Here is a 13042-nt window from a genome sequence, read left to right on the forward strand (position 1 = left end):
GCAGGACGGCGGCCCTCCCGGGCAGGCTACCGGCGCCGCGCCGGTCAGCGGCCGCGCAGCCGCCGTACGAGGATGCTCGCGTCGCCCCGCGACTCCAGGTCCGCGAGGACCACGGCGACCGCCTCGCGGACGATCCGGCCGCGGTCGACGGCCAGGCCGTGCTCACCGCGCAGCACGAGGCGTGCGTGTTCGAGGTCCATCAGCTCCTCGGCGGAGACGTAGACCGTGATCTTCTCGTCGTGGCGCTCGCGGCCGCTGGGCCGACGGTTCGCCCCGCGTCCCCCACCGCGCCGGCGCTGCTGCTGCACGACGGGGGCGGGAACGGGTTCCTGCGAGGAGGGCGGCTGCGGGCGGCGTCCGGCCTGTGCGGCCACCGCCACCCGGTCGTTCTCACCGCCGCGGCTGCGCGAGTCGCCCGCGTCGGCGTCCGCCGCGGAGTGCTCCTGGGGCGAGGGCCGGGCCGCGCCGGCGGGGGCGTCGGAGCCCTCCCCCGCCGTGTCGGTCCCGGATTCGTTCTCGCCGGCCGGAGCCGGCACCCGGGCCTCGCCGTTCGCCTTGCGCCGCCGCTCCGCGGGGGACGAGGACTGCAGCCCCATCCCCCCGGTGGTACGGAACAGTTCGTCGGCCCCGGGCAGACTCACTCGGCGTGACACCGGGCGAGCACCTCCCTGGCGAGCTGGCGATAGGCGGCGGCACCGACGGAGTTGGAGGCGTAGGTGGTGATGGGCTCACCGGCGACCGTGGTCTCCGGGAAGCGGACCGTGCGCCCGATGACCGTGTGGTAGACGTGATCGTCGAAGGCCTCGACGACCCGCGCCAGGACCTCGCGGCTGTGCACCGTACGGGAGTCGTACATGGTGGCGAGGATGCCGTCGAGCTCCAGTTCCGGGTTGAGCCGCTCCTGGACCTTCTCGATGGTCTCGGTGAGCAACGCCACACCGCGCAGCGCGAAGAATTCGCACTCGAGCGGCACTATCACCTTGTGCGCGGCGGTCAGCGCGTTCACGGTGAGCAGGCCCAGCGAGGGCTGACAGTCGATCACGATGTAGTCGTAGTCGGCCATCAGCGGCTTCAGGGCGCGCTGCAGCGTGGACTCCCGGGCCACCTCGCTGACCAGCTGGACCTCGGCGGCCGACAGGTCGATGTTGCTCGGCAGCAGGTCCATGTTGGGCACGGCGGTCTTCAGGAGGACCTCGTCGGCCACCATGCCCCGCTCCATGAGCAGGTTGTAGACGGTGAGGTCGAGCTCCATCGGATTGACGCCGAGACCGACCGAGAGGGCGCCCTGCGGGTCGAAGTCGACGAGCAGGACGCGTCGTCCGTACTCCGCGAGTGCCGCGCCCAGGTTGATGGTCGACGTGGTCTTGCCCACGCCGCCCTTCTGGTTGCACATCGCGATGATCTTCGCGGGCCCGTGATCGGTCAGCGGGCCCGGGATCGGGAAGTAGGGCAGGGGCCGGCCCGTGGGGCCGATCCGCTCGCGGCGCTGCCGGGCGGCGTCGGGCGCGAGGGTGGCCGCGTACTCCGGATCGGGCTCGTACTCGGCGTCGGGGTCGTAGAAGTGCCCCTTGGGCGCTTCGTCGAAGTCGGCGAGGCGGGCGGTGTCCCGGCCACTCTCGTTGCCGGCCATGGCGTTCACGTGTAGGCCGTCCATCATCTGGGGGGCTGTCGTCATGTGCTGGTGGGTGGCGAAGGTGCGGACAGCGACGGAGCCGACAGCCTCCAGCCCGTTCGGGCTCTGGCCCCGTGCAGGCATCCCTGAGTGAACACCCCCGGGAGTAAATGTCGACTCATTCACAAGTCGTCTTACCTCCTTGGACGTGACCAGGAAACTTATCGATAGGTCAGCGTGGCACCATGCCGACGATTGGCGACTCTATGGCGTGTCACCGGTTCGCAGCAACACAATCCGCCGGACCCGGCACGATGTGTCGGCAATCGAACACCCCGCTGTCAAGGGTGCGCAGCCCATCGGGCACACTTTTCGCGGGGGCACGAATCGGTTAAAGGGTTACGTTCGAGGCGAGTTGCGCGGGGCCCTCGGGAGGCCCGACATGCGTCCGGCCGGACCTTGCTCGGCAAGGTCCGGCCGGACTCACGAGGTTGACGGGAGATGTTGACCCGTCAGCCGAGAAGCGTGCTCAGCTCGACGTGCCCGAGGCCGTGCGCCTCGGCCACCTCACGGTAAACGACCTGCCCGTCATGGGTGTTGAGCCCCTTGGCGAGTGCGGCGTCACGGCGCAGCGCCTCGACCCAGCCGCGGTTCGCGAGCTCCACGATGTAGGGCAGCGTCGCGTTGGTGAGGGCGTACGTGGAGGTGTTCGGCACCGCTCCCGGCATGTTCGCGACGCAGTAGAAGACCGAGTCGTGAACCATGAAGGTCGGCTCGGCGTGCGTCGTCGGGTGCGAGTCCTCGAAGCAGCCACCCTGATCAATTGCAATGTCGACAAGTACACTTCCGGGCTTCATCTTGGCGACGAGCTCGTTGGTGACCAGCTTCGGGGCCTTGGCGCCGGGGATCAGCACGGCACCGACGACCAGGTCGGCCTCGACGACGGCCTTCTCCAGTTCGAAGGCGTTGGAGACGACGGTCTGCACCTTGGTGCCGAAGATCTTGTCGGCCTCGCGGAGCTTGTTGATGTCCTTGTCGAGCAGCGTGACGTGGAAGCCGAGACCGACGGCGATCTGTGTGGCGTTCCAGCCGGAGACGCCGCCGCCGATGACGACGGCCTTGCCGGCCGCCGTGCCCGGGACGCCGCCGGGGAGCACACCGCGGCCGCCGACCGAGCGCATCAGGTGGTACGCGCCGACCTGCGGGGCCAGCCGGCCCGCGACCTCGGACATCGGGGCGAGCAGCGGCAGCGCGCGGTTCGCGGTCTCGACGGTCTCGTACGCGATGGCGGTGGTGCCCGACTCCAGCAGCGCGTCCGTGCACGCGCGGGAGGCGGCGAGGTGCAGGTACGTGAAGAGGGTCTGGTCCTTGCGGAGGCGGTGGTACTCCTCGGCGACCGGCTCCTTGACCTTCAGGAGCAGGTCCGCGGCGGCCCAGACCTCGTCGGCGGTGGCCAGGATCTGCGCACCGGCGGCGACGTACTCCTCGTCCGTGATGGAGGAGCCGGCCCCGGCGTTCTCCTCGACGACGACCTGGTGGCCGTGGCGGACGAGCTCGTGCACACCGGCAGGCGTGATCGCCACGCGGAACTCGTTGTTCTTGACTTCGCGGGGGATGCCGACCTTCACGTCGATCACGGTCCTTGATTCAGAGGGTTATCCGGACATGGCTATGCATACCCGGACAGACGCAGCGTAAATGGAGACACCGCGAACACCCGCGGCAGAGCCAGTCTAATGAAGGGCTTCCCGCTGTCTAGCCTTACAAAGCATTAATTTTCTGTCGTCGCACTACGGATTTCGTAGGCTGCGCTCTCTTCTCCCAGCAATCTGTCGGCCGTACCCCGGTGCAGCCCCGCAGCTGCGGGGTCGCCGAGCCGGTCCAGGGTGTCGGCCAGCCGGAGCTCCAGGGCGGCCTGCAACCGCAGGTCCTTGGCCTGCCGGGCCCACTCCACAGCCTCCCGGCAGGTCTGCAGCGACTCCTGCGGGCGCCCCGCGTACTCCTGGACCCGGGCGGCCTCACTGAGCGCCCGCGCCTGGGCGGGCAGGTCGCCCAGCCTGCGGTAGCCGGCCGCCGCGGCCCGCCAGTTCCGCAGCGCCTCCCCGTACCGCGCGGCGTAGGTGTGGACGGTGCCGAGCCGCCCGTACAGCCGCGCCTCGTCGGCCCGGTCCCCCTGGGTGAGCCGCTGGGCGAGCGCCCGGCCGTACCAGTCGGAGGCCCGGTGGAAGTCGCCGAGCTCGGCGTAGGCGCCGCCTACGGATTCCATGGCGCGCCCGGTGGCGTACGGGTCCTTCGCGGCCCGTCCGGCGTCCAGCGCCGCCCGGTAGCGGGCCAGCGCCTCCCGCGTACGGCCGGTCCCGGCGTCCAGATCGGCGAGGTTGAGCAGGGCGGCCGCCTTCTCCCGGGGCAGTTCGCGCCGCTCGGCGACGGCCAGCACCAGTCCGTGCAGTGCGTACAGCTCGGGCGCGGCCGCCTCGGTGCCCTCGTGCACGGCCAGCGCCCGCACCAGCGCGGCGACCAACCGCCGCGCCAGGGTGTCGAGTTCACCGTCCTCGACGGCGATCCGGGCGGAGGCGAGCAGTGCGGGCCGCCGGATCCGCAGCCATGCGGCGGCCGCTTCGGGGCCGGGGAAGCGCAACGAGCGCGGCAGCCCGGCGAGCTTGCGCCGGGCCGGGGAGCCCTCGGGTTCGGTGACCGCCCGGCAGGACTGGAGCAGGCGCACGGTGCGCTCCAGCATCCGGGCCCGGGCGAGCTGGATCTCGGCCGGGCGGTCCCGGTCCTCCAGCAGTGCCCGCAGCAGCGCCGCGAGGCAGCCGGGCACCTGGTACTGCGGCTGCCCCGCCTCGTCGCTGCGCAGCAGTCCCAGCCGTACGAAGTCGTCGAGGGTGGTCTGGGCGGCGGATACGGAACAGCCGGCCAGCGCCGACGCGGTGTGGGCGTCGGCCAGTCCGGCGGGAGCCAGGGAGAGCAGGCGCAGTATCCGGGCGGCGGTCGGCGGCAGCGAGTCGTGGACCAGCCGGAAGGCCCGGGTCAGCGGGCGGGCACCGGTGGGCTGGTCGCCGTCCTCCGGAAGTTCCCGCAGCTGTTTGGTGACGTCGGCGACCGAGGCCGTCGGGTGTGCGGCCAGCCAGCCCCCGATCATCACCAGTGCGGCGGGCTGGCCTCCGCACTCCTCGGCCAGCGCCTGAGCCGTCAGCGGGTCGACGGTGATCCTGACCTGGCCGATGGTCCGGGCGAGCAACTGGACGGCGGAGCCCGCGTCCAGGCCGCCGATGGTGCAGGGCCGGACCCCGGGGATGCCGGTCAGCGGGCCCTGCGCGGTGGCGACGACCAGGCAGTCCGGGTTGTCCGGCAGCAGCGGGTCGACCTGCTCGGCGTCGGGCGCTTCGTCGAGCAGGAGCAGGGCGCGGCGTACCGCGAGCGCCTCGCGCACCATCTCGGACAGTTCGTCCGCGTCCGCGCCGGGCGGTCCCACGATGTCCAGCTGCTCGAGGAGGTCGCGGGCGACGCGCTCGGCGGGCACGGGAGCGCCGCCGGTTTCGGTGAGCCGGACGCGGAGCAGCCCGTCCGGGTAGTCGCCCGTACCGAGCAGCCGGCGGGTGAGTTCGGCGGCCAGCGCGGTGCGTCCGGAACCGGGCCGTCCGGCGATCAGCAGGACCCGGGCGCGGGCGCTCCTGCGACCGGCCATCGTGTCGAGTCCGGCCCGTTCGATGTCGGCCCGCAGTTCCTTCAACTCGCGCTCGCGCCCGACAAATTGGGCTGGTGCGACGACGGCCGGCTCCTCGGTCCCCGCAGCCTCGGCCGGGTCGCTGGTGTCCACCGCCTGATCCGTCACGGGCCACGCTCCACTTCGCTGCACGCGTCGCCCGCCGGGACTCCGGTCAGGGCATTCAGAGCGTAGTTCAGACGGGTGGGCGAATCGGGTGGAGCGCGACCGGAACGTCCCCCGATCGGATCAGCATCTTTTACGATCGGAAGGTGTGCGCGTGTCTGCGCGGGAGGCCGCGCGGGCGGTGGCCCGCACGGCCCCCGACGGTCCGTCAGACCTCGAAGGGCCGGGCCGGCCAGGGCGCCTCGGCGGGCCGCAGCGAGTCGGTGCCGTCACCCGCGAGCACCGCCGCGAGCGACAGCACGCCGACCACCAGGCAGTTGTTGTGCAGATCGCCGGCGAGCACACCCCGCACGAGATCCTGGAGCGGCACCCGGGCCAGCTCCATGTCGGCCTCCTCCTCGGAGACCTCGAAGCGCTCCCCGTCCGCCTCGGAGATGTTCCGGGCGAGGAAGATCCGTACGGCTTCGTCGCAGCCGCCGGGCGTGGTGTAGACGTCGGTCAGCACCCGCCAGTCCTCGGCCTTGACGTACGCCTCCTCGTAGAGCTCGCGCTGCGCGGCGTGCAGCGGGTTCTCACCGGGGACATCGAGCAGCCCGGCCGGGATCTCCCACAGCTTGTGGCGCACCGGGTGGCGGTACTGGCGCAGCACGAGGACGCGGTCCTCGTCGTCGAGCGCGAGCACGGCGACCGAGCCGGGGTGGACCTGGTAGTCGCGGCGTACGACCGTACCGTCCGGCATCTCCACGTCGTCGGTGCGGACGCTGGTCTTGTTGCCCCGGAAAGGAGTCACGGTCGCGGTGACCGGCCATTCCTCGGGCGTGTCCTGGAAACCCATCTGCGTCCTCCCGCAAATAACAGTGGCCGGGGTACGTGTCCTCGAAGGACCCGTACCCCGGCCAACCGTAACGCCTGCGGGGATGCCGTTACTTGCCCGGCGTGGCGTCGGCCGCTGCGCCCGTCTTGCGCGCGACGGCCGCCTTCACCAGGCCCGCGAAGAGCGGGTGCGGGCGGGTCGGGCGGGAGCGCAGCTCCGGGTGCGCCTGCGTGGCGACCAGGTAGGGGTGGACCTCGCGCGGGTACTCGACGTACTCGACGAGCTTGTTGTCCGGGGAGGTGCCGGAGAAGACCAGACCGGCCTTCTTCTCCAGCTCGGCGCGGTAGGCGTTGTTGACCTCGTAGCGGTGGCGGTGACGCTCCTCCACGTACGGCAGGTCGTCGTAGGCCTCGCGGACCAGCGAGCCCTCGGCGAGCTTCGCCGGGTACAGGCCGAGCCGCATGGTGCCGCCCAGGTCGCCCGCGCCCTCGACGTACGCCAGCTGCTCCTCCATCGTCGAGATGACGGGGTGGGAGGTGGCGGCGTCGAACTCGGTGGAGTTGGCGTCGGGGATCTCGGCGAGGTTGCGCGCCGCCTCGATCACGATGCACTGCAGGCCGAGGCAGAGGCCGAGCAGCGGCACCTTGTTCTCACGGGCGTACTGGATGGCGCCGACCTTGCCGATGACGCCGCGCTCGCCGAATCCGCCGGGGATGCAGATCGCGTCGACGCCGCCGAGCGCCTTCTGGGCACCGGCCGGGGTCTTGCAGTCGTCGGAGGCGACCCACTCGACCTTGACCCGGGCCTTGTTGGCGAAGCCGCCGGCCCGGATGGCCTCGGTGACCGAGAGGTAGGCGTCCGGCAGGTCGATGTACTTGCCGACCAGGGCGACGGTGACCTCGTGGTCGGGGTTGTGGACGCGGTCCAGCAGATCGTCCCAGGTCGTCCAGTCGACGTCACGGAACGGCAGGTCGAGCTTGCGCACGACGTAGGCGTCCAGGCCCTCGGTGTGCAGCACCTTGGGGATGTCGTAGATCGACTTGGCGTCGACACAGGCCACCACGGCGGCCTCGTCGACGTCGCACATCAGCGAGATCTTGCGCTTGATGGCGGTCGGTACGTCGCGGTCGGCGCGCAGCACGATGGCGTCCGGCTGGATACCGATGTTCCGAAGCGCGGCGACCGAGTGCTGGGTGGGCTTGGTCTTGAGCTCGCCGGACGGGCCGATGTAGGGCAGCAGCGAGATGTGGACGACGAAGACGTTGTCCCGGCCGACCTCGTGGCGGACCTGGCGGACGGTCTCCAGGAAGGGCAGCGACTCGATGTCGCCGACCGTGCCGCCGACCTCGGTGATGACGACGTCGACGTCGTCGGTGGCCATGCGGCGGATGCGGTGCTTGATCTCGTTGGTGATGTGCGGGATGACCTGCACGGTGTCACCGAGGTACTCGCCGCGCCGCTCCTTGGCGATGACCTGCGAGTAGACCTGGCCGGTGGTGACGTTGGCCGAGCCGTCGAGGTCCACGTCGAGGAAGCGCTCGTAGTGGCCGATGTCCAGGTCGGTCTCGGCGCCGTCGTTGGTGACGAACACCTCGCCGTGCTGGAACGGGTTCATCGTGCCCGGGTCGACGTTCAGGTACGGGTCGAGCTTCTGCATGGTGACCCGAAGGCCGCGCGCCTTGAGCAGGGCACCGAGGCTGGAGGCAGTCAGACCCTTGCCGAGGGAAGAGGCGACACCCCCGGTGACGAAGATGTGCTTGGTCGTCGTGGATGTGGGCTGCATAGCCAAAGGGGACTCCCGTGGTCGCGATCGTGAGTGCGTACCGGCGTTGCCGTCCGGAGGTTCCGGAGGTGCCGTCGCTGCGGTTCGGGGGCCTCGTCTGCTGTTGCGGAATGACCACCGGTCCACGGGCTACCAGGGTAACAGCGACAAAGGGAGCCTGCTTCCGGCCACACCCTGCACACTCGCCACACACAATCGCCCCATGCAACTCGCGCCCCACTCGATCGGCTCAGTCCAGTTGCCGAGAGGGTCGCGCGGATCACCCGGGTGCGTCGTATCCTGCTCGGACACTCGCTCCGGGCGAGGTATTGAGCTCGCAGGTTCCCCCACATCAACCCCTTGCAACGACCTCTTGACCCGCAGTAAGCGCCCTACGGGGCGACATGGCCGTTCGACTGGAGATGCACGTGGCCGGGCGCATCGAGGATTACGCACTCATCGGAGACATGCAGACCGCCGCCCTGGTCTGCCGGGACGGCACAGCAGACTGGCTGTGCCTGCCCCGCTTCGATTCACACGCCGTCTTCGCGGGGCTGCTGGGCACCGAGGAGCACGGCTTCTGGCGCCTGGGCCCGGCCCGCGCCGAGGGTGAGGCGCCGCCGTCGGCGGACCGCCGCCGCTACCGCGGTGACTCACTGATCCTGGAATCGGAATGGGACACGCCGCGCGGCACGGTCAGAGTGACCGATTTCATGCCGCCGCGTGACGGTGCCCCGCAGCTGATCCGGATCGTGGAGGGAATCAGCGGCCGGGTGCCGATGCGCTCGGAACTGCGGATGCGGTTCAGCTACGGGCGCGTCACTCCGTGGGTGCACAAGGTGGACGGCCGTACGGTCGCCGTCGCGGGCCCGGACTCCGTCTGGCTGGACACCTCCGCCGACACGTTCGGCGAGAACCTGACGACGTACTCCGACTTCACCGTCGCCCCCGGTGACCGGATCGCGTTCACCATCAGCTGGCAGCCCTCGCACCGCGAGCCGCCCGCGCTCCCGGACCCCGAGGGTTCGCTGGAGGCGACCGCGGACTTCTGGCGCGACTGGGTCGACCAGTGCACGTACCACGGGCCCTACCGCGAGGCCGTGGTCCGCTCGCTGATCACGCTGAAGGCCCTGACCTACGCGCCGACCGGCGGCATCGTCGCCGCGCCGACCACCTCCCTGCCGGAGGACATCGGCGGCTCGCGGAACTGGGACTACCGCTACACCTGGCTGCGCGACGCCGCGATCACCCTGTCCTCGCTGCTGCGCACCGGCTACCGCGAGGAGGCCCGTGCCTGGCGCGAGTGGCTGCTGCGGGCGGTGGCGGGCGACCCCGAGAACCTGCAGATCATGTACGGCATCGCGGGCGAGCGGGAGCTGGGCGAGGCCGAGCTGGAGTGGCTGCCCGGTTACGAGAACTCCGGCCCGGTCCGGGTCGGCAACGGCGCCGCGGGACAGCTCCAGCTGGATGTGTACGGCGAGGTCACCGAGGCCCTGCACCTCGCGCACATGACGGGCCTGACCCGCAACGACTACGCGACCGGTCTCCAGCTCAAGCTGATCGAGTACCTGGAGAAGCACTGGCACGAGCCGGACGAGGGCATCTGGGAGGTGCGCGGGCCGCGCCGGCACTTCGTGCACTCCAAGGTGATGGCCTGGGTCGCGGTCGACCGGACCATCAAGCTGATCGAGTCCGGCGACACGGACGGACCGCTGGAGAAGTGGCGCGAGCTGCGCGACGACATCCATCGCGACGTCTGCGAGCGGGGCTACGACAAGGAGCGCAACACCTTCACCCAGTCCTACGGGTCGAAGGAGCTCGACGCCTCCCTGCTGCTGATCCCGCAGATGGGGTTCCTGCCGCCCGACGACAAGCGCGTCATCGGCACGATCGAGGCGATCCAGCGGGAGCTGTCCACCGAGGACGGCTTCGTGCTCCGCTACCCGACCTCGGGCGAGGACGCGGGCGTGGACGGTCTGGAGGGCGACGAGGGCGCGTTCCTGGCCTGCTCCTTCTGGCTGGCGGACGACCTGGCGATGATCGGCCGGGTCGACGAGGCCCGTCGGCTCTTCGAACGCCTGCTGGCCCTGCGCAACGACCTGGGCCTGCTGGCCGAGGAGTGGGACGCGCGGCTCCAGCGCCAGGTGGGCAACTTCCCGCAGGCGTTCAGCCATGTGCCACTGATCGACACGGCACTGCGGCTGACGGCGAGCGGGGCGTACGTGGGATGACGGCGACGCTGCGGGGCCGGACGGCCCCGCAGCCGACCCGTCACCGCGGCACGTTCCGGTCCGCCGGGCGGGCCCGCTTCAGCCGCTCTGCGGCTCCGTCACGACGGGACGGCCCCCCGAGGGCAGCCCCCATTCGCTCCAGGACCCGTCGTACACCGCCGTATCCCGGTATCCGGCCAGCTCCGCGCCCAGCGCCAGGACACATGCGGTGACACCCGATCCGCAGCTGAACAACAGCCGCTCCCGGTCTCCGGCCAGGGCGCGGAACGCGGCGCGCAGCTCGGGCGCCGGATGCATCCGGCCCCCGTCCTGGATCTCGCCGAACGGCAGGTTGACCGCCCCCGGCATGTGGCCGCCGCGCAGCCCCGCGCGCGGCTCGGGGGCCGTACCGCGAAACCGTTCCCGTGCCCTGGCGTCGAAAACGGCGGACGCCGGGTCGGCCAGAGCGGCCGCCACCTCGCCGGCGCCGACGATCAGACCGGGCCGGGGCCGGGCCGTGAAGTCGCCGCGCACCGCGGCCGACGGCGCAGCGCTCTGTGTCGGCAGTCCTGCGGCGGTCCAGCCCGGCAGCCCGCCGTCGAGGACCGCGACACGGTCGAAACCCATCGCGCGGAACATCCACCAGGCCCTGGCGCCGGAGTAGATGCCGGCCGCGTCGTAGACGACGACGGTGTCCGTGTCGTGGAGGCCGAGGGTGCGCAGCTCCTCGGTGAACCGGCCGGCGTCGGGCATGGTGTGCGGCAGCGGGCCCGAGTGGTCACTGAGCGATCCGTCGATGTCGAAGTCCCGGGCCCCCGCGATCCGCTGTGCCGAGCCCCGGTACGCACCGACCGAGGCGTCGAGCACCAGCAGACCGGGCGCGCCCAGCCGCTCCGCGAGCCAGCCGGCGCCGACCAGCGGGCCGGGCAACGCGCCCACGGGCGCGTCCGGGACCGGCGTCCCCTCCGACAGAACGTCGTCGCCCACAATTCCTCCCCATTCGACATTCGACGGCACAGGTTTTTCAAGATCGCAGCGGGGCCCGGCCCTGTCAACGGCGTACCGCCCCGACGACGCCTCCGGGGTCCCGGGCCGGTACCGTCCTGACCAGGGCGGCCGCAGCGGGCGGCGGCCCGGTCCGACCGAACCCCGAAGCGCGAGGCCAGAGCCAGTGGAATCCCAAGGCGGCATCACCGTGCAGCGCGCCCTTGAGCTGCCGGGGCTGCGCAGCGGGCTCCCGGAGGTGGTCGCGGGCGCCGACCGGCTCGGCCGCACGGTGCGCTGGGTGCACGCGGGCGAGGTCCCCAACATCGCTTCGCTGCTCAAGGGCGGTGAGCTGCTCCTGACCACCGGTCTGGGACTCGGCACCCGCCCCGCCGAGCAGCGTGCCTTCGTCCGCAGGCTCGCCGACCGCGGCATCGCCGCCCTCGTGGTGGAGCTCGGCCCACGCTTCAGCAGGCTGCCCGCGTCGATCGTGGACGCCGCGCGCGCGGCCGGGCTGCCGCTGGTCCAGCTGCACCGCGAGGTGCCGTTCGTGACGGTGACGGAGGAGATCCACACCGAGATCGTCAACGGTCACTACGCGCTCCTGCAGCAGGCCGAGGAGGTCCACCGGCGCTGCACTCAGGCGCTGCTGGGCGGCGGCGGGGTACCCCAGGTGCTCGGCATCCTGGCGGACTTCACGGCCAACCCGGTCTTCCTGGAGACGGCCGACGGCCAGTTGCTGTACGCGGCGGGCACCGAGTCCGGTCCGGTCTCCGCCGATCCGCTCCAGGTGTGGGACGGGATGCGCGGCGGCCGGGCGGCCCGCGAGTCGCCGCCCGTCGGCGCCGTGCTGGTGGATGTGCCGGGCGGCGGCCCGGGTACCGGTTCGGTACGGGCGCGGCTGGTGCTGCTGGCCGTGGACGGGCCGCTGGTGCCGGTGCACCGGATGGCGGCGGAGCGGGCGGCGGGCATCCTCGCCGTGGTGCTGATGCAGGCCCGCCAGGAGGAGGAGCTCGCGGCGCGCGGCCGCGGCGACTTCCTCACCGACCTCGCGGAGGGCCGGATCGCGCCCGAGGACGCACCGGCGCAGGCCCGGGTGCTGGGCTTCAAACCGGGCGAGATGCCGCTGCTGCCCGTGGTGATGCGACTGGCCCCCGAGCTCTCCCCCTCCGGCAACTGGGCACTGCTGGCGCGCGCGGTCCTGGAGGAGCTTTCCTCGGTGGGCGTACCGGTGCTGCTGGGGGTGCGGCCCGTGGAGGGCCGGGTGCCGCTGCTGCTGGGGCTGCGTACGGAGACGGAGCGCACGGCGGTGGCCGACCGGGTCGCCGCGGCGCTGCGGGCCGGGGTGGAGCGGGCGGGCCTGGAGCGGGCGGGCTCCCATCCCCCGGTCGTCGTGGTCGGGGTGTCGGGCGGCTGGGCGGCGGCCGGGGCGGGGCTCCGGCATGCGGCGGAGACGGCCACGGCCGCGCAGGGGCTCAGCGACCGGCCCTGGTACGACGCCCGGCGCCTCGATATCGACCTGCTGCTGTGGCGGCTGCGGGACCATCCGGATCTCGCGGCGTTCGTGGAGCGGGCGATCGGTCCGCTGCGCGACCACGACCGCACCTCACGCCCGCCGCTGCTGCCCACCCTGGAGACCTATCTGGCCCATGCGGGCCGCAAGGCGGAGACGGCACGCGAACTGCATCTGAACCGGCAGACGCTGTACAACCGGCTGGCCCGCATCGGTGAACTGCTCGGTACCGACCTGGACGATCCGCAGGCCGTCCTCGCCCTGAGCCTGGCGCTGCGCGCACGCCGCCACGCGTCGTAGCGGCCGCCGCCTCGG

9 protein-coding genes are annotated in these 13042 nt (G+C 71.7%); 2 read left to right on the plus strand and 7 right to left on the minus strand.

All coding sequences use genetic code 11. The features are described from left to right. Window positions 1-44: 44 nt before the first annotated feature. The 6 genes from OG782_RS07605 to OG782_RS07630 form a co-directional block, all read right to left on the minus strand. Window positions 45-641 carry a hypothetical protein gene (locus OG782_RS07605; protein WP_406458903.1) on the minus strand — a complete coding sequence of 199 codons (597 nt, stop codon included), beginning with the start codon at window positions 639-641 and terminating at the stop codon, window positions 45-47. Then, window positions 638-1756, minus strand: coding sequence for a ParA family protein (locus tag OG782_RS07610; RefSeq protein WP_406448634.1), 1119 nt, complete (start codon window positions 1754-1756; stop codon window positions 638-640). The genes OG782_RS07605 and OG782_RS07610 overlap by 4 nt, the downstream gene beginning before the upstream one ends. 368 nt (window positions 1757-2124) lie before the next feature. After that, complete coding sequence (gene ald / locus OG782_RS07615; RefSeq protein ID WP_406458905.1) at window positions 2125-3240, minus strand: alanine dehydrogenase; 1116 nt, start codon at window positions 3238-3240, stop codon at window positions 2125-2127. A gap of 143 nt (window positions 3241-3383) precedes the next feature. Then, the gene (locus OG782_RS07620; protein WP_406448635.1) at window positions 3384-5447 is read right to left on the minus strand and encodes a tetratricopeptide repeat protein; all 2064 of its coding nucleotides are present in this window, start codon (window positions 5445-5447) and stop codon (window positions 3384-3386) included. A gap of 205 nt (window positions 5448-5652) precedes the next feature. After that, entirely contained in the window at window positions 5653-6279 is a 627-nt protein-coding gene (locus OG782_RS07625; RefSeq protein ID WP_406448636.1) for an NUDIX domain-containing protein, read from the minus strand. Window positions 6280-6367: 88 nt separating this feature from the next. Continuing rightward, entirely contained in the window at window positions 6368-8041 is a 1674-nt protein-coding gene (locus OG782_RS07630; RefSeq protein ID WP_406448637.1) for a CTP synthase, read from the minus strand. 407 nt (window positions 8042-8448) lie between these two features. Between OG782_RS07630 and OG782_RS07635 the strand changes: the two genes are divergently transcribed. Continuing rightward, entirely contained in the window at window positions 8449-10251 is a 1803-nt protein-coding gene (locus OG782_RS07635; RefSeq protein ID WP_406458907.1) for a glycoside hydrolase family 15 protein, read from the plus strand. 78 nt (window positions 10252-10329) lie between these two features. Here the strand turns inward: OG782_RS07635 and OG782_RS07640 are convergent, their stop codons facing one another. Next, window positions 10330-11217: a sulfurtransferase gene (locus OG782_RS07640; RefSeq protein WP_406448638.1), complete on the minus strand. Its 888-nt coding sequence runs from the start codon at window positions 11215-11217 to the stop codon at window positions 10330-10332. Window positions 11218-11401: 184 nt separating this feature from the next. Here OG782_RS07640 and OG782_RS07645 point away from each other — a divergent pair, with 184 nt between their 5' ends. Beyond that, complete coding sequence (locus OG782_RS07645) at window positions 11402-13027, plus strand: PucR family transcriptional regulator (protein WP_406448639.1); 1626 nt, start codon at window positions 11402-11404, stop codon at window positions 13025-13027. The last annotated feature ends 15 nt before the right edge of the window (window positions 13028-13042 follow it).

The organism is Streptomyces sp. NBC_00876 (assembly GCF_045207435.1).
Lineage (GTDB): Bacteria > Actinomycetota > Actinomycetes > Streptomycetales > Streptomycetaceae > Streptomyces.

Coding starts and splice junctions, on each gene's coding strand:
- OG782_RS07610 (WP_406448634.1), bottom strand. CDS start 1,756: ATGCCTGCACGGGGCCAGAGCCCGAACGGGCTGGAGGCTGTCGGCTCC.
- OG782_RS07625 (WP_406448636.1), bottom strand. CDS start 6,279: ATGGGTTTCCAGGACACGCCCGAGGAATGGCCGGTCACCGCGACCGTG.
- OG782_RS07630 (WP_406448637.1), bottom strand. CDS start 8,041: ATGCAGCCCACATCCACGACGACCAAGCACATCTTCGTCACCGGGGGT.